Annotated in this window: 21 protein-coding genes and 1 tRNA gene; 9 read left to right on the forward strand and 13 right to left on the reverse strand. The window is 69.3% G+C overall.

Annotated features, from left to right (window positions below):
• Positions 1 to 43: 43 nt before the first annotated feature.
• The 7 genes from IE294_RS21015 to IE294_RS21045 form a co-directional block, all read right to left on the reverse strand.
• Complete coding sequence (locus tag IE294_RS21015) at positions 44 to 1,609, reverse strand: long-chain-fatty-acid--CoA ligase (RefSeq protein WP_189888376.1); 1,566 nt, start codon at positions 1,607 to 1,609, stop codon at positions 44 to 46.
• 140 nt (positions 1,610 to 1,749) lie between these two features.
• A complete protein-coding gene (locus IE294_RS21020) occupies positions 1,750 to 2,166 on the reverse strand; it encodes an acyl carrier protein (RefSeq protein ID WP_229917256.1) in 417 nt (138 codons plus the stop codon).
• A gap of 296 nt (positions 2,167 to 2,462) precedes the next feature.
• Positions 2,463 to 2,834, reverse strand: a complete 372-nt coding sequence (locus IE294_RS21025; protein WP_189888378.1) for a nuclear transport factor 2 family protein — start codon at positions 2,832 to 2,834, stop codon at positions 2,463 to 2,465.
• 184 nt (positions 2,835 to 3,018) lie between these two features.
• The gene (locus IE294_RS21030) at positions 3,019 to 3,858 is read right to left on the reverse strand and encodes a helix-turn-helix domain-containing protein (RefSeq protein ID WP_268252801.1); all 840 of its coding nucleotides are present in this window, start codon (positions 3,856 to 3,858) and stop codon (positions 3,019 to 3,021) included.
• A gap of 76 nt (positions 3,859 to 3,934) precedes the next feature.
• Positions 3,935 to 4,105 carry an ABC transporter ATP-binding protein gene (locus tag IE294_RS21035; RefSeq protein ID WP_189888382.1) on the reverse strand — a complete coding sequence of 57 codons (171 nt, stop codon included), beginning with the start codon at positions 4,103 to 4,105 and terminating at the stop codon, positions 3,935 to 3,937.
• Positions 4,106 to 4,144: 39 nt separating this feature from the next.
• The gene (locus tag IE294_RS21040; RefSeq protein WP_189888384.1) at positions 4,145 to 5,143 is read right to left on the reverse strand and encodes a bifunctional lysylphosphatidylglycerol flippase/synthetase MprF; all 999 of its coding nucleotides are present in this window, start codon (positions 5,141 to 5,143) and stop codon (positions 4,145 to 4,147) included.
• A gap of 44 nt (positions 5,144 to 5,187) precedes the next feature.
• Positions 5,188 to 5,278, reverse strand: a tRNA-Arg gene (locus tag IE294_RS21045).
• A gap of 651 nt (positions 5,279 to 5,929) precedes the next feature.
• On the opposite strand from IE294_RS21045, the gene IE294_RS21050 reads away from it, so the two are divergent.
• The 3 genes from IE294_RS21050 (at position 5,930) to IE294_RS21060 (ending at position 8,840) form a co-directional block, all read left to right on the forward strand.
• Positions 5,930 to 6,697 (forward strand): AfsR/SARP family transcriptional regulator, encoded by a 768-nt coding sequence (locus IE294_RS21050; RefSeq protein WP_229917257.1) that lies wholly within the window; start codon positions 5,930 to 5,932, stop codon positions 6,695 to 6,697.
• A 122-nt stretch (positions 6,698 to 6,819) separates the two neighbouring features.
• Positions 6,820 to 7,932 (forward strand): FkbM family methyltransferase, encoded by a 1,113-nt coding sequence (locus IE294_RS21055; protein ID WP_189888386.1) that lies wholly within the window; start codon positions 6,820 to 6,822, stop codon positions 7,930 to 7,932.
• Between the two features lie 134 nt (positions 7,933 to 8,066).
• Positions 8,067 to 8,840, forward strand: coding sequence for a thioesterase II family protein (locus IE294_RS21060; RefSeq protein WP_189888388.1), 774 nt, complete (start codon positions 8,067 to 8,069; stop codon positions 8,838 to 8,840).
• Between the two features lie 83 nt (positions 8,841 to 8,923).
• On the opposite strand, the gene IE294_RS21065 is transcribed toward IE294_RS21060, so the two are convergent.
• Together IE294_RS21065 and IE294_RS21070 are read right to left on the reverse strand one after the other, a co-directional pair.
• Positions 8,924 to 12,001 carry a type I polyketide synthase gene (locus tag IE294_RS21065; RefSeq protein WP_189888390.1) on the reverse strand — a complete coding sequence of 1,026 codons (3,078 nt, stop codon included), beginning with the start codon at positions 11,999 to 12,001 and terminating at the stop codon, positions 8,924 to 8,926.
• 55 nt (positions 12,002 to 12,056) lie between these two features.
• Positions 12,057 to 12,275, reverse strand: coding sequence for a hypothetical protein (locus IE294_RS21070; RefSeq protein ID WP_189888392.1), 219 nt, complete (start codon positions 12,273 to 12,275; stop codon positions 12,057 to 12,059).
• Between the two features lie 250 nt (positions 12,276 to 12,525).
• Between IE294_RS21070 and IE294_RS21075 the strand changes: the two genes are divergently transcribed.
• Complete coding sequence (locus IE294_RS21075) at positions 12,526 to 12,933, forward strand: lipocalin-like domain-containing protein (protein ID WP_229917258.1); 408 nt, start codon at positions 12,526 to 12,528, stop codon at positions 12,931 to 12,933.
• A gap of 200 nt (positions 12,934 to 13,133) precedes the next feature.
• On the opposite strand, the gene IE294_RS21080 is transcribed toward IE294_RS21075, so the two are convergent.
• Positions 13,134 to 13,382, reverse strand: a complete 249-nt coding sequence (locus tag IE294_RS21080; RefSeq protein WP_189888394.1) for a hypothetical protein — start codon at positions 13,380 to 13,382, stop codon at positions 13,134 to 13,136.
• A gap of 619 nt (positions 13,383 to 14,001) precedes the next feature.
• Between IE294_RS21080 and IE294_RS21085 the strand changes: the two genes are divergently transcribed.
• The 5 genes from IE294_RS21085 (at position 14,002) to IE294_RS21105 (ending at position 18,986) form a co-directional block, all read left to right on the forward strand.
• Positions 14,002 to 14,850, forward strand: a complete 849-nt coding sequence (locus tag IE294_RS21085) for a phytanoyl-CoA dioxygenase family protein (RefSeq protein ID WP_189888396.1) — start codon at positions 14,002 to 14,004, stop codon at positions 14,848 to 14,850.
• 1 nt (position 14,851) lies between these two features.
• Entirely contained in the window at positions 14,852 to 16,096 is a 1,245-nt protein-coding gene (locus IE294_RS21090) for a radical SAM/SPASM domain-containing protein (protein ID WP_189888398.1), read from the forward strand.
• 2 nt (positions 16,097 to 16,098) lie between these two features.
• Complete coding sequence (locus tag IE294_RS21095; protein WP_189888400.1) at positions 16,099 to 16,527, forward strand: hypothetical protein; 429 nt, start codon at positions 16,099 to 16,101, stop codon at positions 16,525 to 16,527.
• A 16-nt stretch (positions 16,528 to 16,543) separates the two neighbouring features.
• The gene (locus IE294_RS21100) at positions 16,544 to 18,523 is read left to right on the forward strand and encodes a carbamoyltransferase family protein (protein ID WP_189888402.1); all 1,980 of its coding nucleotides are present in this window, start codon (positions 16,544 to 16,546) and stop codon (positions 18,521 to 18,523) included.
• A 94-nt stretch (positions 18,524 to 18,617) separates the two neighbouring features.
• Positions 18,618 to 18,986, forward strand: a complete 369-nt coding sequence (locus tag IE294_RS21105; RefSeq protein ID WP_189888404.1) for a VOC family protein — start codon at positions 18,618 to 18,620, stop codon at positions 18,984 to 18,986.
• Between the two features lie 307 nt (positions 18,987 to 19,293).
• Here the strand turns inward: IE294_RS21105 and IE294_RS21110 are convergent, their stop codons facing one another.
• The 3 genes from IE294_RS21110 to IE294_RS21120 all read right to left on the reverse strand — a co-directional run bounded on the left by IE294_RS21110 (position 19,294) and on the right by IE294_RS21120 (position 21,696).
• Positions 19,294 to 19,872, reverse strand: a complete 579-nt coding sequence (locus IE294_RS21110; protein WP_189888406.1) for an HAD family hydrolase — start codon at positions 19,870 to 19,872, stop codon at positions 19,294 to 19,296.
• Positions 19,873 to 19,992: 120 nt separating this feature from the next.
• A complete protein-coding gene (locus tag IE294_RS21115) occupies positions 19,993 to 21,198 on the reverse strand; it encodes a DegT/DnrJ/EryC1/StrS family aminotransferase (RefSeq protein WP_229917259.1) in 1,206 nt (401 codons plus the stop codon).
• Between the two features lie 123 nt (positions 21,199 to 21,321).
• Entirely contained in the window at positions 21,322 to 21,696 is a 375-nt protein-coding gene (locus IE294_RS21120; protein ID WP_189888408.1) for a VOC family protein, read from the reverse strand.
• Positions 21,697 to 21,794 lie beyond the last annotated feature (98 nt).

The following is a 21,794-nucleotide window of genomic DNA, read 5'->3' on the forward strand; positions in this document are numbered from 1 at the left end:
TCAGCGGGGCGTCAGGCACTCATCAGCGCATTCACACCGATGTTCAGTGCACGCGGCTCTCTCTGCCCTGCCAGAATTGCTCGCGCAGATCACGGCGGAGAATCTTGCCCATCGAGTTGCGCGGCAGTTCATCGACGAACTCGTACTGCGTCGGGATCTTGTAGTCGGCGATCCGTCCCTTGAGGGAGAGCATCAGCTCGCGGGCCCTGACCTGCTGGCCCGGCAGCAGTTGGACGCAGGCGCGCAGTGCCTCGCCCCAGGACTCGTCCGGCACTCCGATCACGGCCGCCTCGGCCACCGCGGGGTGTTCCCGCAGGGCCTCCTCCACCTCCGCGGGGTAGACGTTGGCCCCGGCGACGATGACGACGTCCTTGATCCGGTCGCACAGGTAGAAGTAACCGTCCTCGTCGACATAGCCGGCGTCCCCGGTACGGAGCCATCCGTCGACGAGCGCCGCCTCGGTGGCCGTCGGGTTGTTCCAGTAGCCCAGCATGACCGCGGGCGAGCGCACCCAGGTCTCGCCCACGTCACCGACGGGCACTTCGCGCCCCTCGGCATCGGTGATCCGTAGCTCCACGTCCGGGCAGGGCAGGCCGGCCGACTTCAGCCGCGGGCTGCCCGGCACGTGTGCGGCGGGCGGCAGCAGCGTCACCGCGTTCCCCGCCTCCGTGGCCGAGTAGGCCTGCACGAAGTCCGCCCCGATGACGTCCAGACACTGCTTCAGCAGGTCCTGCGAGATGGGGGACGCGCCGTAGACCACCTTGCGCAGCGTCGCGAACGCCGCGCGGTCGGCCGCCGGCTCCGCCAGCATCATCTGCAACATCGCGGGGGCCGCGAACGTGGTCGTGATGCCCTGCTCCCGGATGAGCCGTACGGCCTCCTGCGCGACGAAGGCCCGCATCACCACGTTCGTGGCACCGGCGCAGAAGGCCTGCATGGACCAGTTCAGGCCCGCCAGATGCAGACCGGACAGGCTGATCAGGCTCCTGTCCTCGGGGTACCAGTCCACCCAGTCCAGTCCGGCCCGGCGCAGCGACACTCCCAGTGCGAAGAAGCTCCGGTGCGGGATGACGGCTCCCTTGGGGGCCCCGGTGGTGCCGCTGGTGTACACCTGGGCCACCGGGTCGTCGGGATCGGCCTCCAGGGCCAGGTCCTCGGCGGGCCACGGCGCCTTCCAGGCGAGGAATCCCGCGCCGCGCTCGTCGGCGGTGTCCATGACGACCACGGTCGCGAGGCCGTCCAGCTCCTCGCTGAGCGTCGCGGCGACGTCCGCGTAGTCGCGTTCCGCGAAGAGCAGCTCGGTGCGGGAATCGCGCAGTACGTGGGCGATCTCCGGTGGCGTCAGACGCCAGTTGAGCGGGACGAGGACCGTCCCGGACTTGGCGCAGGCGAACGCTATCTCGAAGTAGTGGTGGGACTCCTTGCCCAGATAGGCGACTCGTGAGCCCCGACTGAGCCCTGCGCCGAGCAGGGCACGGGCGCTGCGGTTGCTCTCCTCGTGCAGCTCCCGGTAGCCGACGGTGACGCCCTCGGCGATGATCGCCGGGTGGTGGGGCCGGTGCCGGGCGTGGTGGCCGGGTATGGCGTCCAGTGTGCGCAGTTCGTGCACGGTGAATGTCCTCTCCCAGGACGGGGCGTTCACGCTCCCCGACCGGCGGGGCGTGTTCCCGGCTCGTCCGGAGGCCGGGGAGTTCAGGTGCGGCAGGGGTGCGCGGGGCGTCGCGCCGGGGCGAACGCTGTCTGCCGGGGCTAGCTCTCGTACAAGTCCTTCAGCACGTCCTGTAGAAGCGGGTCGGCCGGGGCGGCGGACGAGGCCGGCTGCTGGGCGGGCACGGGTTCGGGTGCTCCGAAGAGGTCGGGCAGCCGGTCGTGCATGATGTGCTCCAGCACCGCCTGCACCGTCGGCTGGTTGAACAGGAGGTTGGCGTCCAGTTCCACGTGCAGGATGTCTTCCAGACGCTGCTTCAGTTTGGTGATGCTCAGCGACGTGAGACCCAGGTCGAAGAAACTCTGGTCGTGGGGGAGGACGTCTTCGTCGGCCATGAGGAGCGACTCTTTGAACTCCGTTTCCACGATGTTCTCAAGTGCCTCGGCGCGATCGGACCGGGGAAGGTCCGAAAGCCATTCCACGGTGGTCCGGGAAGAATGTGGTGTCCATTGCGTCATGCTGGCTTCCTCCGTGGAACACGCCGGTCGTGGAACACATCCCGCGGTGGGCCGAACGAAATTCGACAGTCCACGGGCTGGCTCCATCAAGCCATGGGTGAGGATGTGCGTCCAGAGCGGAGCCCGGCTTGGACGCACAGGCGTGGGAGCGTCGTCAGGGCCGCGTCAGCGGGTCTCGCCGGAGGAGGGCGGAAGGATCCCTTCGAGCGGCCGGGCGGCCGGGCGGCCGGGCACACGACGGTGCCCGGCTGGGGGATCCCAGCCGGGCACCGGTGGACGTATGGCGCGCCGAGCCCTTACTGGCCCGGGTCGATGTCCATGAACTGGTAGTTGGTCAGGATGCGGCCGGCGGCGTCCACGGTGATGAACTCGGTCCCCACCGCGGCGACGTCACCGCCACCCGTGGGAACCATGTGCCAGACGATGCGGATCGCGTCGTGGTTCTTCAGGTGGCTGTGCACGGTGAAGGAGAATCCCTTGGAGACGAAGTCCTCGTAGGCCTCGTCGATGGCCTGGGCCACAGCCTCGTGGCCCCGGTACTCCTGGCCCACGTTCGCGTAGTGTCCGTCCTCTGCCCACAAGTCGGCGACGGCCTTCCGGCGCGCCCCGGAATCGGTCTCGTTCCACACAGCGGCGTAACGGGTCACGAACTCGTCGCTGGAACCCAACGTTCTTTCCTCCTGGTGAAATTTTCGGATTACCGCACAGGGCGGCAATGCGCGACGGGGCCTCTTTCGCTCCCGCGCCCGGCCCATGCTGGCAGCATTCCGGGTGCACTGTCGATTACCTGCGAGGTAATTGCGTAGCAGCGAATTCCGGCCCATGGCTGCCTTTGGCCGATCGGCCGGCGCGTCAGCGGTCCGGCCGTCCGACAACGCTGCGGAGCGTCTCCGCCGTTTTCGAGTCGGCCGGATGATAGGTGGCCAGCATGAGACGGTTCTGCTCGGAAGACGCGGCGCCGAATACCGTGATGGCGGTCGTGAAGTTCAGCCGGGAACCGAAGGCCTGGAGCGACAGGGACGGAGGACTGGCCGGGGCGGGGCCGTTCCGGTACGCGCCGGTGATGCGGAGGGAAGAGGCGCCGGGCGAATGGTAGGAGGAGGTCTCGTTGTAGAGGGAGGCCAGTTCCCTGTCGTTCGAGACCTCGGCCATGTTGCGGATGAACCGGAGCTTGTCCTCGCGCCACCCGCGGAAGTCGACGATCCTGGTCGCCAGCCCGTCGGGATGCAGACCGACCCGGACGAGGTTCACCTTGCCGTTCAGCAGTTCGGGCGTCACCAGATAGGACAGCAGGAACGAGGCCGTGCTGTTGGATAACACCACGTTGTACTGGGAGTCGAACGCCACACCGGGGAACGGCTCGTGCGCTTTCAGGACGCGGTGGGCGTTGCCGAGCAGCGTGTACCTCTCGGTGGACCCGGCCGAGGGCTCGCCGCTGAGGGGCGCGTACCCCGCCGCCAGCAGGATCGTGTCCGCCTCGGCGACCGGCATGCTCAGCGCGCCGACCAGTCTGAGCAGCAGACGTCGGCTCGGCCGCGCCCGGCCGGTCTCCACGAAGCTCAGGTGTTTCTGCGAGATCCCGGACGCCAGCGCGAGCTCCATCTGGCTCATAGCGCACTTCCGACGGCTCTTGCGAAGCAGCCCGCCAACCGTCGGAACATCCTGAGTGCTGTGTGCCGACTCAGCTGTCATGGAGTCATCGTACGTTGACCCCGGCCGAGCGGGACAGGTCGGCCGGAGTGCCTGGAGGTGCGCGCCCGGACCCGGGTCACCCGGTGCGGGAGGGTGTCCCGTCCGTCTCGGCGAGGATGTCGTCGAGCGCCCACAGTGCCCGGTCGGCCGCCGCGATGGCCTCGGCGCTGTCCGGGTCACCGGCCAGGGCGAAGAACGTGTTGCACAGGTTCGACTGAGCTTCGGTCAGCCGGTCGCTCTCGGTCATGTGCCTTCCCCAGTGCTCGGGCGGATCGGGGTGTTCGCGTCAGACGGCCTTCGCCGCCTTGAACACGTGGACGAGCCCTCCGGCCTGTGCCCGGCCGTGGAAGGCGATGTACTCGGGCAGTACGGCGTGCGGGGCCCACTTCTGCTTGTAGGCGAGCTGGCTCTGGGCCGGGTAGACCGCGTCCCCGTACTCCCAGAGCCACTGGACGAACCAGCCGAACGCCGCGCTGGCGTTCGGGGACTCCGTCTCGGGCACGAGGCTGGTGAAGGGCGTGAAACCGAAGTGCAGCCACTCCGCGCCCTCGGCCGTGAACGTGCTGATCGCCGCCTGGTTGATCGACTCCATGATGCCGGGCACATCGCCCGGCATCCTGCGGCTGAGGTCGTGCAGCCAGCCCGGCCGGCTGCCGTACGCCGGTGAGTAGGAGATGTAGCCGACGACCTCTCCCTCGATGAGCCCCACGAACAACCGGCGGTGATCCTGTGCCGGGCCGCCCATCTGGCCCACCAGGAACTCCAGTTCGTGGGCGTGCTCGCCCTTGCTGCCCAGCCAGGCGCGGTCGACGGCGGCCACCCCGTCGGCCCATTCCCGCAAGGTGCCCTCGACCACCGTCAGCCCCGCCCGGGCCGCACGGGCGATCTTGTTGCGCAGCTGCATGAACCGGGTGCCGCGCAGGGTGAACCGGGCCAGGTCGACGGCGTAGGAGGCGCCCACCTGGTTGACCGTGAACCCCTCTTCGGCGTAGAGGCCGACCTCGTTCTGCTGCACCTGGACGGACACGACCCCACGGCCCTGCTCGGCGGCGAACTCGACAAAGCTCCGCAGCAGTTCGGGCGCGCGGTCGGCCGGTGTGAACGGGCCCCCGAACTGGACGAGGAAGGGGCCGGAGGTGCGATAGACGATCACTCCGTCCAGGCCCGGGACGGAGAAGTAGGAGTTGCCGCTGTTGAGCGCCAGGAAGGCGCTGGGGTTGTCTCCGTGGGCCGAGATGGCTCGGTGCACGTCGTCCAGGGTGAGGGCTGTGGTTACCGCAGTCATCTTCGCTCGTGTCTCTCCGTGGGGAGGATGGACGTCGCATTCTGCGGAGAGGGCAGGATTCGAACCTGCGCGGACTGCTGGAGCCCGACCGGACCAGAGGTCCGGTCCCCGATAGGCCACTCCGGGCACCTCTCCTTGCGGTTCGTCGGCCGGTTTCCCTTCCGACGGTTCATATCCTGCCAGCGGGGCCTGACGAGACGATGACGCGCCCCTGACGTGCCGCCAGGGAGAGATCACCGGAGGTCAGCAGACACATATGCGGGACGACGGCAGCGCGCTGCACATGTATCTCTAAGACCGGTCTTCGGAGCGCACCGGCACAGCGCCTGAGCCGACGACCGGCCGACGGGGAGTCGGTGACCGGCCATCCTCCGCCCCCTTGGGCCGGAGGCGGGGACCGGGACCGAGCCGCCCTAGGTAATATTTGAGCAATGTCCGAGGTCGCCCCGGGGTCGTCCGACTCGGCCACAACGAAATCTGTCGGCCATAGTTCCCCTCGATTCGGAGCCGTGTGCATACGTGTCCTTCGCGCTGGGTACACACTGCTCCCCCCTCCGAACTCGGCGTCACGGCTACTACCATGGAGGTAATAGACACACGTGTGGCGTGTATTGCAGCATGCCCGTGCAGGATGCCCGCGCTGGGAGACGACCGCCTGGCAACGACAGCTTCACGAAGCCCGGATCGTGCCCACCTGGCTGGTCTGGCATGCGGTACATGGACTCGATTCGAGGGACATACGTGAAATTTCGCGTTCTGGGTTCTCTGAGCACCATCGGCGAAACCGTGACGAAGCCAGTCGAGGGCGCGCGCCAGCGGACGCTGCTTGCGCTCCTCCTCATCAGCCCGAAGAATGTCGTCACGAAGGACCAGTTCTTCGAAGAATTATGGCGGGACAAACTCCCCGGCGCTCCGGACAACGCGCTCCAGGCCATCGTGGCACGGGTCCGCAAGGTACTGGCCAGTGAGTTCGGTGAGGATTTCACCCGGATCAACCTGGTGACGCATCCGCACGGTTACTCGCTCGACGTCGAACCCGACCAGGTCGACGCACATGTGTTCTCCAGTCTGACCGCGGAGGCCGAGGCGAGGGCTCATCTGCACCCCGAAGCGGCTCGCGACCTGCTGGACCGGGCGCTCGGCCTGTGGCAGGGCTCAGCACTCCAGGGGGTGTCCGGCGGGCTCATCTGCGAGAGCGCCGCGACACAGCTGGAGGAGATGCGGCTGTCCGCCATCGAAGCCCGGATACGGCTGAACATCGAGATCAGCGGTCACGCCTCGGTGATCAGCGAGCTGAAGAGGATGACGTCCCTGTACCCCTGGCGGGAGCAGCTGTCGGAGCTGCTCATGATCAGTCTGTACCGGACGGGCCGCCAGGCGGAGGCCATCGAGGCGTACAACCACCTGCGCCGCCGGCTCGTCGACGGCTTCGGACTGGAACCGTCGCAGAACCTGACGAAGTGCATGATGGCCGTCCTGCGACAGGATCCGGGACTGGGCGAGCCCACCCGGAACACGGTCCACAAGAAGGCCGTGACCGCGCTCGTCCGGTGAACCGGCCGCGCGCGACATGACGGTGCCCCGAGCCCGCCGGCTCTGCCGAAACCCCCATCGCCCCCTTCCGGACGGGTGCCTCGCGGCGCCCGGACCGGCCCCGCTCTCCGAGGAAGGCCGCCGTGCCGAACAACAGCGATGTGACCACCACCGACTCGACGGACGCCACTACGCGGGTGCATGACCTGCTCCTGCGCTTTCCCGGCATCGCCCGTGCCCGGGTCACCCGTGACGCGTCGGGTGACCTACGGGCCGAGGTGCTCGGATGGGACGCGCCGGCCTCCTCGCCGTACGTGGGCCCCCTCGCCGAACTGGACATGCACAACCCCGACGAGGTGCAGTTCCTGCACGACGAGATCTTCGTGGGCGAGTCGTACCTGGACGGCGGCATCGTCCTGCGCCAGGACGCCGTGGTCTTCGACGTGGGCGCCAACATCGGGGCGTTCGCCCTGTTCGTCGGAGCCCGGTGCCCCTCCGCGGAGGTGTTCGCCTTCGAGCCGGTCACGGACATCCACCAGCAGCTGCGACGCAACCTGGAACGTTACGGCGTCCGGGCCCGGATGTTCGAGGCGGGACTGTCCGACCGGGACCGCGAGGTCACGTTCAACTTCTATCCGGACCTGTCCATCATGTCCTGCCGTTCCGACTACGCCAGCCTGGACACCGAGAGCGAACTGGTCAAGCAGTACGTGCAGAACGCCCGGGAGAGCGGCTCCACGGAGCGCGAGGAGCACCTGGCCCGGGTGGAATCCCTCGTCACCCGGGACTTCGAGCGGAGCGAACGGCGCTGCCGGCTGCGTCCGCTGTCCGCGGTGCTCGACGAGACCGGGGTGACCCGTATCGATCTGCTCAAGATCGATGTCCAGCGTTCCGAGCTGGACGTCCTCCTGGGGATCGAGGACCGGCACTGGCCGCTGGTCCAGCAGATCGTCATGGAGGTGCACGACGAGGTCGGTACCCCGACCGAGGGACGCCTTCGCCAGACGCAGTCCATGCTGGTCGAGCACGGCTTCAAGGTGAGCGGCTCGGAGGTCGAACTGCTGCGGGGAGCGGGCCGCTACACCGTGCGGGGCATACGGCCCGAGTACGCCGAGGACCCCCGCCCGGTGGTGGCGCGGACCGGCAACGCCAGGGCGCTCCGTCCCCAGGAGATCGTCTCCTGGCTGGCCGAGCGGCTTCCGCACGACCTCGTCCCCCGTGACATCACCGTGGTCAGTGAGCTGCCGTCCCACTGACCGGTTCCCGCAACGACGCGACCGCGGCGCCCGGACGGACATTCGTCCGGGCGCCGCTTCCACCTCCCACCGGTTCGCGGATGTCGCCCGCGTCAGGACCGGTTCCCCGCACAGACGAATTCGACGGAGGCCTCATGGGGCACGATGACGGACGGGCCTCGGGCCGCTGGTTCCACGCAGGCCCGCAGCGGCCCGATGCCACCGTCCGCCTCTACCTCTTCCCGCACGCCGGCGGATCCGCCGCCTCGTACGCACGGTGGGCGTCACTCCTCCCCCACGACGTGGAGGTGCGCACCACGCAGCTCCCGGGGCGGCAGGAACGCCGCTCGGAGACGGCGTTCACCCGCCTCGACCCGCTCATCGAGGCGCTGTACGACGAAGTGGAAGACGATTGGGACGGGCGGCCGTTCGCCTTCTTCGGGCACAGCATGGGGGCGCTGCTGAGTTACCGGCTCACCCTGGCCATGGAAGCGGAAGGCGGTCCGAGCCCTGCTCTGCTCGCCGTCTCGGGCTGGGCGGGCGTCGCACACCATCCCACCGACGTACCCATCGCGGACATGTCGGACGAGGAGTTCACCGGCGAGGTCGAACAGTTCGGCGGGCTGCCCCCGGAGGTGCTCGACGACCCCGAGATGCGCGCGCTGGTGCTGCCCGCGCTGCGTGCCGACTTCCAGGTCCTCAACGACTACCGCCATGACGCCGCACCGGTCCGGTGCCCCCTGGTGGCCTACTGCGGCCTCTCCGACCCGTTGCTCGCCGGCGACGCGATGGCGACCTGGTCGTCGCTCAGTCCCGCGTTCGTGGGCCTGACCCGGTTCCCGGGATCGCACTTCTACATCTACCAGCACGCCTCCGCGATCGCCGCCGATCTGGGCCGGCACCTGCGCGCGTCGGCGGCGAAGAGCTGACCGCGTCCCCACACCGGTCGCTCGCGGCTGTGGCCCGTACCCCCCCCCGGGGTACGGGCCACAGCCGCGAGCGACGGCTTCGGTCAGCTCTCGGCACCGCCGCCGTCGAACCGCTCGCCGAGGAACGCCGCGAGCAGCCGGGGCGTCGGGTGGTCGAAGACCGCCGACACCGGCAGGGTGATGCTCAGCGCCGATTGCAGACCGTCGCGCAGCTCCACGGCGGCCAGCGAGTCCATGCCGAGCTCGGAGAAGGCGGCCGTGGCGGGCACTTCGGTGGCATGGGCGAATCCCAGCGTGATCGCCAGGTGCTCCCGGACGAGCACCACCAGGGCCGCCTCACGCTCTTCGGAGGTGAGCCCGGCGAGGTCCTGCGGGGTGACCGAAGCGGTCCGCGGCGCCGGGACGTCCGGTACAGCCTGAGGCGACGGCTCGCTGTCGGCCAGGTGCCGGTGCCGGTCCGTCGGGAGCCAGTACCGCCTGCGGTCGAACGCGTAGGTGGGCAGGTCGACCTTGCGGCGGTCCGTGGCCGGGCCGTGGAAGTCGCGCCAGCCGAAGGACAGTCCGACCTCGTAGAGACCGGCCACGGCGTGCAGCAGCGCCTCGTCGTCCTCGGCGCCCTTCCGCAGGCTGGGCAGCCAGACCTGGTGTTCCGCCGCCTTCGCCGACCGCTTGGCCAGCGCGGTCAGGGTGCGGGCGGGGCCGATCTCGATGAACGCGTGGTTGCCCCGGCGTTCCACCGTCCGCATCCCGCCGAGGAAGTCCACGGGAGCGGTGATGTGCCGTACCCAGTACTCCGGGCGCGAGACCTGCCGCCACCGCGCCATCTCCCCGGTGACGTTGGAGACGAAGGACAGCTGGGGTTCGTGGAACTCGATGTCTGCCAGTTCCGCCGCGAAGGCCTCGGTGATCTCCTCCATGAGGGGGGAGTGGAAGGCGTGCGACACCGACAGCTCGGTGACGTGCACCTTCCGCCGGACCAGTTCGTCCTTCAGCGCGTCGAGGGAGGCCCGGGCACCGGACAGCACGCACTGGGTGGGGGCGTTGCGGGCAGCGATGGCCAGGTCGGGGTGGGCTTCGAGGAGCGGGGCGACCTCGTCGGCGGCGACGCGGACCGCGAGCATTCCGCCGGGCGCCGACACGGAGTCCATCAGCCGCGCCCGTGCCGCCACCAGCCGGACCGCGTCGGGCAGGCTGAACAGCCCGGCGACGGCGGCGGCCACGACTTCGCCGATGCTGTGCCCGATCATCACGCTGGGCCGCACGCCCCACGACAGCCAGAGCTGGGCCAGCGCGTATTCCAGCATGAACAGCGTGGGCTGCGCCCAGCGCGTTCGGTTGATCTCCTGCGGGTCCCCGTCGTCTCCCAGCATGATCGCCTTGAGCGATTGCCCCAGGTACGGCTCGAACAGCGCGTCGATCTCGTCGACCTGTTCGCGGAAGCGCGCGTACCGCCGGTACAGGCCGGCCCCCATCCCGGCGTACTGGGCTCCCTGCCCGGCGAAGAGGAAGGCCACCTTCCTGCTGATGTCGCCGGCGTCCCCCTGCTCACCGCTCAGCCGCACGAGCCGGTCGGCGAGCAGGGCGGTGAGGTCCTCGCGGTCGCGCACCACGCCGCTGACGCGGTGGGCGAAGTGCGCCCTGCCGACGTTCGCCGTGTAACAGATGTCGCCGACATCGAGGTCGGGGCGCTGGTCCAGCAGCTTCTGGTACCGGTCGAGCTGGTGTCGGAGCGAGGCCGCGCTCTTGGCCGAGAGGGTGAAGACGTGGCGGTCGCCGTCGCCCGGTCGCGGGCCCGGCTCGGCGGAGGGGGGCGCCTGCTCCACGACGGCCGCGGCGATGGTGCCGGTGAAGCCGAAGGAGTTCACGAGGGCGCGCCGGGTGCCGGCCTGCCAGGGGCGGTTGCTCGTCGGAACGTCGACCGGGTAGGCCGTCCACGGGATCCGCGACGACGGGGTGTCGAAGTTGGCCTGGGGGAAATAGCTGCCGTCGCGGAGCTGGGCGACGGTCTTGAGCACGCCCCCGACCCCGGCGGCCGGCTCCATGTGCCCGATGTTGGCCTTGTGGGAGCTGACCACGACGGGAGCCGTCGGAGTGTGCGAGTCGCGGAACACCTCGCTGATCGCTCCCAGTTCGATCGGGTCGCCCAGCGGGGTCCCGGTTCCGTGCGCCTCGACGAACTGGATGTGACCGGGTTCGAGTGCCGCCGCGGCCAGGGCCCTGCGCATCACGTGCTCCTGCGCGCTGCCGTTGGGGACGTAGAGGCCGGCGCTCTCGCCGTCCTGGCCCACAGCGGTACCGCGGATCAGCGCGAGCACCCGGTCCCCGTCCCGTTTGGCGTCCGACATGCGCTTGAGCACCAGGACGCCGCATCCCTCGGCACGGCCGTAGCCGTCGGCGCTGTCGTCGAACGTCTTGCAGCGCCCGTCCGGGGACAGCGCCTCCAGATCGGCGAAGAGGACGTTGGTACGCGGGTGGTGTATCACGTTGACGCCGCCGCACAGCGCGATGTCGCACTCGCGTCGGCGCAGCCCCTCCACCGCGTAGTGCAGCGCCACCAGCGAGGCGGAGCAGGCGGTGTCGATCGTGATGCTGGGACCGCGCCAGCCGAGGAAGTACGACAACCGGCCGCACAGACCGGCGTGGGTGACGCCCGGCGCGACACTTCCGTCGAGATCCCGCATGGCGATCCCGTCCAGCTCCATCGCGTAGTCGATGTTGCTGGCCCCGATGTAGACCCCGCCGTTGCCGTGCCGCAGGGTGGCCGGATCGATGTTGGCGCTCTCCAGCGCCTCCCAGGCGGTCTCCATGAGGAGGCGCTGCTGGGGGTCGATCCAGGCCGCCCCCTTCGGGGATATGTTGAAGAACCTGGCGTCGAAGAGGTCGATCGCGTCGAGGAAGCCGCCCGCCTGCGGTACCGGCTGTCCCAGCTTCGACAACTCCTCGTTGTCCCAGCGGTCGGAGGGCACCGGGACTGTCGCGGTGCCACCCTCGCGCAGGAATTCGGTCAGCTCGTCGAGTGAATTGCTCCCGCCGGGAAGGCGCACGCCGGCGCCGACCAGAGCGATCGGCTCGTACTTCTCCAGCAGCAGTCGCCGTACGAGTTCCGCCTGTTGCGGGTCACCGGCCTGGTTCTGGGCAGCGCCGGATCCCTGAACGGACATTGGCTTCACAGTGTCCATAACCTCTCGTCACACTTCTGCGGAACCGGCCGCGAACTCACGGCCGGTCCGTGATGGCGCTTCGGTCGGGCAGTTGAAGGTCGAGAATCTGACGCAGCATCTGGGCGTACGAGGTCAGCGCCCCCTGCATCGGTTCGGCCTCCCAGCCCGGCACGGGCGCTACGCCCGCCGCCGCACAGGACAGCCGCGGAGAGCCGAACCCGGACTCCGTGCGGTCCTGTCCGGTCACTCCATCGGGTTCCGGATCGAACACCACACCCACCTCCTGCGCAGTGAACCTCGGTCGAAATTCCTCGCACGGCGATCTCAAGCAGCGTTCCCAATTCCCCCTGCCGGATTCAAACACGACCCGGCCACGGCGCGGCGGGAATCGGTCCCCCGAACACCCTGAACATCAGCACTGTGTCAGCAACGCGTCAGTCCTGACTGGCACCATGTCACGGGTAACGCATTTGATAGATGTCAACACGATGGATAAGAGCCGGAGGTCGGCAAATATGGCAGACATGGCCGCAGCCGATTTGGTCGGGGTGTGGGAGCTTTCCGCCTGCTACGAGCGTGACGAGCACGGACGCATGCTGGAAGGACCGCTCGGCCCGAATCCCAAGGGGCGCCTCATGTACACCGCCGACGGCCACGTCGCCGTGACCATGATGAGGACATCGGGCACCGCCTCCTCGTCCGTCGCCATGGACGCCGTGGGTTACGCCGGCACCTGGCGTCTGGCCGGCCGGCAGGTCGTCCACACCATCGAGGTCACCAGCCCCGTGACGGGCTGGGCCGGTTCCGACCAGGTACGCGATGTCGAGGAGCTGAAGCCCGGGTCCCTGACCCTGGCGGGAACCGATGTCATCGACGGCAAGCGCCGGACGGCCGTACTGGAGTGGTCCCGGACGCCACCGCAGGACCACTGATCCCACCGGGCCGTAGGCCCCCGCGGCGCTCGTGGCCGTCGGGGGCCTACGGCCCGTGGGTTCGCGGGCGCCGCGGGGGCCTACGGCTCCGGGGAGCCGTTCGTAGCAGAGGCTGTCGTGAGCATTGGCCCGTGCTCCACCCCCGCCCGCTCCCCCGACCAGCGGGGCTCCCCCTTCACCGGCCGGTCCGAAGCCGCCGGTCAGCCGTGACTCGGTGCGGGATTGCGAGGTTGTCCATGGACCGCGGCCCGCTGGTGGTCCATCGATTGGCTCAGCGCGCAGCCGGCCGCGACGACGAGCGCACGCGCTGCTCCGAGTGCCTCGCGGAGCTCTTCGGCCCGTTCCTGCCGCATGGCATCCGGCGCTTCGGCCCGCACCAACAGCATGAACGCCTCCAGCGCGCTGAACTGGGCCTCCGCCAGGGCGCCCGAGCGGTCTATGGAGTCCATCCAGGACCTGACCGTCCGGCAGATGCAGGGATCTTCCCGTGCCGGGGAGCAGCAGCCTCCCCGCTCCTCGGCATCTGTTGCGTACGTTTCCCCTTGGCGCGGGTGCACGGCGTGAGCACTGGGCCGGCACAGCCGCGCGTCTGTGTTTGCCATGTCAAGCCTTCTCGGTGTGGAGGAAGCCCGGACAGGTGGCCGGCGCCTGGCCCATGAGTGCCACCCCGTGGTGCCTTCCTGCTCCTTCTTCTGCCCCGTGTCGTCGCCGGTGATGCCACCTGATGCGTGTCATCGCCTGCACGGATCACACAGCCATGGACGCCGGGCGGAAGATCGAATCACGCAACTATAGGTGTGCGTCCCGTCCGTACGACAGGTGCAGATTCGGCCACACATGACGATGCCGGCCCGGTCCCGGAGCCCGGTCCAACGGAAAACGTGTCTGCGGACCGGTTCGCCGGTCGCTCGTTCACACGTACTGGCGCACACCCAGCCCATGACAGCTTGTGGTCGTGCAACATCGTGATGATCGCCGACCGTGGACGGGTACCACCGGCTGCTGAAGACTCGATCCCAGTGTCGCGCCACGAAGACGAAGTGCGTTCCATGAGGGGAGAAGGCCACATTGCCTGCCAGTGCGATCGACCTCGACCATGTGATCGACAAAGTGCGGACAACGGGGTACGCCGTGCTTCCGGGCGTCCTCTCGCCCGAGGAGACCCGGCGCATCAGAGAAACACTGCACCGGTTGTCGGAGCTGGACGACGAAACCTACGGCGTCGAGCGCCTCATCGGGATGCGGCAACGCGGCGCGCTGCGCAACCTGGCCGCCGCCGACGATGTCTTCCACGGCCTGCTGGAGACCTCGTCCGCGCTCGACGTCGTCGACGCGTTCCTGGGCCCGCAGGGGATACTCAACTGCTTCGACGCCCTGATCCTGTTCCCGGGGCAGGGCCGCTACCCGTGGGACTACCACACGGACCTGATGGACGTCACCGGTGTGTCCTTCCCGCCCAACAGGATTCCCGGTGTCAATATCCTCTACTTCTTCGACCGGGTGCGCGAGGAGAACGGCGCGACATGGGTCGTCCCCGGAAGCCACCTCACCCTCGCCGACGAGCCGGACCCCGAGGTGATGGCACCGCTGTCGGTGCCGCTGGAGGTCGAACCCGGTGACGCCGTCGTGTTCGACGCGCGGATCTGGCACTGTGCCGGCACCAACGGCACGGACATGCCACGCGCCCTGATCAAGACGTTGTTCACGGCGCCCTGGTACCGGCCGCAGATGGACTTCACCCGCGCCGTGCCCGAGGACGTGCTCACCCGGCTCAGTCCGCGCGCCCGGCGGTATCTGAACGTGCACAACGTACCGCCCACGACCGTCGACGAGCTGCGGTGGCGGCTGTCCCACGGTGACGCGGTGAACGCGGAGGAGGCCAAGGTGGACAAGGCGGACAAGGTCGCGGAGGTCTGAGGTGTACCTGCTGCCATTCTTCAGCTACCGGCAGGTCGGCGACACCGTCGTCCTCACCAACCACATCAGCAAGAAGCAGGCCGTCGACACGTGGGCGACCGTGGAGGCGCTGGAGGCGATCTACGACTCGCCGTCCGCCTCGATCGGCGTCCCCGAGGTCGCCGAGGAGTTGGAACTGGTCTTCGCGGACCGCGACGCGGCCAACCGGTGGCTCGACAGCGGTCCGTCCCGGCAGGCGGGCCGGCTGCCCAAGATCGAGCAGATCGAGCTGACCAACCGCTGCCCGTACACCTGCAAGATGTGCCCGCGCACCTTCGAGATGGACCGCGGCCTCGGCGACATGTCGCTGGAGCTGTTCGACTCGATCATGCGCCAGGTCAGCGGTGACACGAAGTTCTGCGCACTGCACCACTTCGGGGAGTCCCTGCTGCACAGGGGCATCGGCGAGGCCATCGCCATCGCGCTGAGCCACGGCGTGCACACCGGCCTGTCGTGCAACCCGCCGAGTCTGCTGCCCAAGCGGGCCGAGGCGGTCCTCAAGGCGGGCCTCGCGAACATGGTGCTGTCGCTGGACTCCCTGGACCCGGACGTCTACAAGTCCATCCGCGGCCGGGCGGCCCGGTTCGACCTCGCCGACCGCAATCTGCGCGAGCTGGTGCGGTTGCGCGACGAGGGCGGATACGACACCAACCTCACCCTCCAGATGATCAACATGCACGCCAACAACGAGGAGGCCGAGCAGTTCCTCGCCTACTGCGAGGAACTGGGTGTCGACCGCGGTGTGGTCATCCGGCTTGAGCGCTGGGACTTCGGCGACGAGCTCGTGGCCGAGCTGGGCGAGCACACGTCGGCCGGTTACACCGAACCGTGCACCCGGCCGTGGAACTCCGTGGCCATCCTGTGGGACGGGCGGGTCGTCCCGTGCTGCCACGACTACAACGGCGAGAAGGTGCTCGGCAATCTTCAGCACGAGACGCTGGAGGAGATCTGGGCGAAGCCGGAGGCGCGCGAGTTCCGCTCCCGCAACACCGAGATGGCCATCTGCGCCAAGTGCGCGTTCGGCCAGTCGTTCCGGGAGGCCAGGCGGCAGAAGGAGGGCTTCCACCGGTTCCACAAGGAGGTCACCGAGCCGGGTGGCGCTCAGTGGGAGTGGTTCAATCCCCGCCTGCTCGACGCGGGCAAGACCAGGGCCTGGTACGACGGCTTCGACGTGCTGCCGGCGGTGCCCCATGAGACGGGAGCGTGAACGTGGACGAGACGCGATCGACGGCGCACGGCGCGCAGGTGAGGTTCGAGTCGGCCGATCTGGCCGCCCGCGCCGTGCTGCTGCGGGGATGGGCGTACGCCGACGGCGAGCTGGACGTCGTCGGCCCCGTGCTGGGCGCGGATCGCGAGCCCGGTGAGCAGGCAGCCGCACGGGACACGTGGCAGTCCGTGGAGAAGCCGGACCCGGCACACGCCCTGGGACCGGTCCGTTCGCTGGTCGTGCTGACCACGACCAGCGATGCCACCGTGTCCATCGCCCACGGCGGCCAGGCGTGGTGGCCCGCCGCGGACGGGGAGCCGTACGCGTGGACCGTTCGGCTGGGTGCGGGTGCGCAGGTCGTGGTCGACGGGCGCTCCGCCTACCGGGTCGACGAGGGCAAGGCCACTGCACTGCGCTGGACAGCCGCGTGACACGAGGAGTCAGTACATGATCACACTGGGTATCACGGGCAGTTTCTCCGACCTGGCCGGGACCTTCATGCCCGACGTGCCGGAGTACCTGTTCCACGATTCCGCCGCGGCCCTGGTCGTGGACGGGACGGTGGTCGCCGCGGTCGAGGAGGAGCGTCTCAACCGGCTCAAGCACTCCAACCTGTTCCCCGCCTCGGCGGCGAAGGCCTGTCTGGAGCTGGCCGGCGTGCGCGCGGAGGACGTCGACGACGTCGCGTTCTTCTTCGGGGAGGACTACGCCGACCTGGAGGTCGGCCTGGAGTACCTGAAGGTCCCCGATGCGCCCGTGCTGTCCGCGCGGGAGCTGCTGACGACACGTCTCACCGAGGCGCTGGGACGGGAGTTCCAGCAAGGTGAGATCCACTTCACCAAGCACCACCGCGCCCACGCGTTCGGTTCCTTCGCCGACTCGGGGTTCGACAGCGCTCTCGCGGTGGTCATCGACGGCAACGGCGAGGCCGAGGCCGTCTCGGTGTTCGAGTGCACCGACGGCGGCCTGAAGCTGCTGCACAGTTATCCCGACCGGCACTCGCTGGGCCATCTGTACCTGGCCCTGCTGCCCTTCCTCGGCTTCCGCCGCTTCGACGAGTACAAGGTCATGGGACTCGCGCCCTACGGTGACCCGTCGGTGTACCGCGACTGTTTCCGCCCGCACTACGAACTGTCGGACGGCGGCGGGTACACCATGGACAGCGGCGCCGTGGTGAAGCATCTGCTGCACGCCGGGTTCAAGCCACGCAGGCGCGGTGAGCCGATCCGGCAGCAGGACTCCGACCTGGCGGCGGCCCTCCAGGCGACGCTGGAGGAGGTGGAGCACCATCTGCTGAGCCACTGGGCGCGGCAGACGGGGGCCACCCGGCTGTGTCTGTCCGGTGGCGTGACCCACAACTCGACGGCCAATGGCCGCGTCCTGCAATGGGGCCTGTTCGACGAGGTCTTCGTCCATCCGGCCTCGCACGACGCGGGCGCGTCGGCGGGTGCGGCGCAGCACCGGCAGGCGGAGGTCACCGGCGGTCGCCGGGGCAAGGGGCTCGTCAACGCCTTCCTCGGGCCCGACCTGGGCGACCGGGACGTGGTACGGGCCGAACTGGCCGGGTGGAGCGCCTTCGTGGACGTGGAGGAGATCGCGCCGGGTGAGGAGGCGCGGTACGCGGCGTCGGCGGTCGCGGCCGGCCAGGTCGTGGGCTGGGCGCACGGGCGGTCCGAATTCGGGCCACGGGCCCTCGGCCACCGCAGCATCCTGGCCGATCCCCGCGACGCCGGCAGCCGCGACCGGGTCAACGCGATGATCAAGAAGAGGGAGGGGTTCCGGCCCTTCGCCCCCGCGGTCCTCGCCGAGTCCGCGCACGAGGTGTTCGACCTCACCGCCACCAAGGCGCGCCTGGACTTCATGGGCTGCGTCGTGGATGTCCGCCCCGAATGGCGGGAGAAGCTGCCCGCCGTCACCCACGTGGACGGCAGCGCACGCGTGCAGACCGTGCACCGGGACACCAACCCGGTGATGTGGGAGCTGATCGACGGTTTCCGCGCGGCCACGGACGTGCCGGTGCTGCTGAACACGTCGTTCAACAACTTCGCCGAGCCGATCGTGCAGTCGGTGGGCGATGTGCTGCGGTGCCTGGTGACCACGACGCTCGACCTGGCCGTCGTGCCCGGCCACGCGGTCCGGCGCAAGCCCGGGTTCCGCGCCGTGCTCCACACCGCGGATGTGGTGCTCCACCCGGCGACCCGGCTGCGCGAGGTGGCGACGGCCGACGGCTCGGTCGAACGCATCGTGTCGTTCCGTACCCAGGGGGCGAAGCCCGTCTCCGTGTCGGAGCCGGTGTTCGGCCTCCTCCAGGCAGCCGCGACGGAACCGACGTCGGCGGCGGCCCGTGGACTGCCCGCCGACGAGGAGACCCTGGACACGCTGCTGCTGTTGTGGGAGCACCGGGTCGTGGATTTCCGGGTCGGCTGACGCGGCGCACGAAGAACCATCGGGGGGCGACCCGGCGGGATCGCCCCCCGATCCGTACCCCGGACCCCCATCCGTTCCCTGGGAGGGAGACACAGTGACCGACCTGCGTTTCGACAGCGTCCGCCTCGACGTACAGGACATGGACGCGGCCGAGGCGTTCTACCGCGACGCCTTGGGCTTCGAGCGGGTGTTCCGCTACGACCTGCCGGACGGCGTCATCCAGATGATGGCGCCGGGCGGCCGGCTGCCCGGCGTCGAACTCACCATGCTGCGCGATCTCACACCGGTCGCCAGCGCCACCGAGCACGTGGCGTTCCTGGCCGACGACGTGCCCGCCTGGGTCGAGCGGGTCCGCCGTCTCGGCTACAAGGTGGTGCGTGAGCCGTTCTCCATCGAAGGGGAGACGATGGCGTTCGTCGCCGATCCCGACGGCCACCGGATCGAGCTGAAGCACTTCAGCTAGCGTCCCGATGACGGGCTTGGCGGCGCGTCCCGCCGCCAAGTCCCGGAACGCGCCGGACCTCCCGGGACAGAGGTGTCTCCCAGCAGGCGCTCGCAGTAGCCGGTCCGGCCGGCCGCGCACCGGCTGTGGGCGCCGCGGTGGAACGCCGGGTCGACCACCACGAGCGAGGTGTCCGGCAGCGTGCCCGGCCGGTCCGCCCGCCCCCGGAAGTCGATGAGGTCCGTGCCGCAGACCTCCGCGGCGGCCAGGGTTCTGTCCGACGGCCTCGCCCGCGGAGGTCGGGGTGCACGCGATGCCCTCGAAGCGCTCAGATACCGGCCACGCCCGCCTTCCGGAGCGCCTCGCGGGTGTCCACCGCGTCGGTGAAACGGACACCGGTGCCGCCCAGCGCCGCCAGCGCGTCGGTGTTGACCTGTTTGTCGTCCACCAGCAGCACGTTCCGCAGTGGCGTGTTCGTGGCGTCCGCCAGCAGTTCGAAGAACCGGGGCGACGGCTTGCGCACGCCCAGCCGGCACGAGGCGAACACGTCCACGTCCAAGCCGTGCAGGTGGTCCCGTACCACCTCGTCGATCCAGTCCGCGTAGTTCGACCCGATCACGACCGTGTGGGCGGCGGTGCAGTCGGACACCAGGTCGCGCATGCCGTCGATCCAGGCGTAGCCCTCGCGGCGCACCCGGTGGAACTCCTCGACGTCCCAGTCCAGGCCGCTGTCGACGAGACTGCGCCAGTAGTCGGCCTCGGTGATCTCGCCCCGTTCCAGCCGGTGGTACACGCCGTCCGGACGCACCGCCTCGAACTCGGCGAACGTCAACCCGCACGCGGCCTCGTGAGCGCGCCGGAACGGGTCGGTCAACAGGGTGTCCATCAGGTCGAAGACGATGAGCACGGTTCTCCTCACGAGGGGTGGTGCGGGATGACCTTGATCGCGCGGTGGCACCGCCCGGCCCGCCCATCGGATGACCGGAGGCGGTGTCGTCCGCGGTGGCCGGGACGACACCGCCTCCGGTCATCCGATGGCGGTGCGCAGCAGTACCTCGCGCACTTTCGCGGTCTTCGCCGCGGCCTCCTGCGGGGTGTCGAGCACGGTGACCTCGCCCAGGGTGCCCAGATAGCCGTCCACCACGCCCACGCTGAGTGCGACCGACCGGGACAGCAGGTCGTCGGTGCGCGGCAGGTCGCCGGGGGCGGCGTTCCGTATCCGTCGCTCGCCGTTCGCGTCGGTCCGGGCGAACTCGGCGTGCAACTGGCCCGCGCGGGCGTAGTTGTGCTTGGTCGAGGCGTCCAGGGTGGACCCGCCCAGTTCGCGCGCGAACGCCGCCGCTCGTACCGGATCCTCGAAGATCAGGACGTGCGCCGTACCGCACCAGCCCTCGTCGTGGATGACGCGGTGGCCGACGCCCGGCACACCGTCCAGTCCCTCGCGGACCACGGCCGCCAGGCGGCGGCAGTGCTCCAGTGCGCGGTCGAGCTTGCGCACCTGGGCCAGGCCCAGGGCGGCGGCCAGCTCGTGCATCCGCAGGTTGATCCCCATCCGCGGGCCCTCCTCGACCAGGCCCGCCCGGTCCGGCGCGAACCCGTGGTCGTGGAAGGCGAACGCCTGCCGGTACACCTCGGGCGACTCGGTGACCAGCAGACCACCGTCGCCCGTGGTCATCGTCTTGCCGGTGTTGAACGAGAAGGCGCCCGCCACGCCGATGGTGCCCAGCCGCCGGCCGCGGTACGAACCGCCGCACGCCTGAGCGCAGTCCTCCAGCAGGGGTATGCCGTCCGCGACCGCGAGCAGCCGGTCCAGGTCGGCGGGTCCGCCGATCATGTGCACCGGCATGATCGCCTTGGTGTGTGGGGTGAGCTTCGCCGCGACGTCGTCCGGAGCCAGCGTCAGGCTCTCGTCGATCTCGGCCAGCACCGGCCGGGCGCCGGTGAAGAGCACCGCCGCGATGGAGGCGATGAAGGTGTAGCCGGGCACGATCACCTCGTCCCCCGGGCCGACGCCGAGACCGGTCAGCCCGGCCACGAGCGCCGATGTGCAGCTGTTCACGGCCAGGGCGTGCGGGCTGCCGAGCAGTGCGGCCATCTCCCGCTCGAACCGCATCGTCTTGGACACGGACGACTCGTCGCCGAAGCGGTAGCGGGTGAGGTGGCCTTCTCGCAGCGCCTCGATGACCTCCTGCTCCTCGGCATCGTCGATCAGGTACCAGCCTGGACCGGGCACCGTGGCCCTCCGTTCTGTCGGGGTTCTCTCAACGTGACGGCTGAGGGGATACGGCAGCGTGGCCGGCCGGCTCGTCCCGGCTCCCTCTGTGGTGGATGCGGATGTGAGCTGCGGTGCGTCGAGTCACCGGCCGGCGAAATCGTTGAGCTCCACGAGATGCCCGTCGGGATCGCGGACGAAGGCGACGGTCTCGTCACCGATCTGCCACGGTTCCCTCACCACCTCGTAGCCGAGAGCGCGGACGTGTTCCAGCAGGCCGTGGACGTCGTCGACGGCGAACGCCAGATGTTCCGTCGCACTCGGGCGGGGCTCCAGCCCGGACTCGAACCACAGCTCGACTCCGGGTGGTGCTCCGCCGGGACCCATCTGCAAGATGACGCCGTTCTCGGTCTCATACCGGACGATCCGCCGCAGTCCCAATGCCTCTGAGTAGAACCGTTCGGCCCTGTCGATGTCCTTGACATCGACCCGGAGGTGGTCGAGACGCACTCCTACCACGGAATTCCCTTCTCGGATGGCCGCGTTGCGGAACATGACGACCGGTCACGCCGGCCGTGGTCGGCCCGAGTCGACGGCGCTTCCCTGGACACGACCCC

The organism is Streptomyces canarius, assembly GCF_014650735.1.
Classification (GTDB): Bacteria; Actinomycetota; Actinomycetes; order Streptomycetales; family Streptomycetaceae; genus Streptomyces; species Streptomyces olivaceoviridis.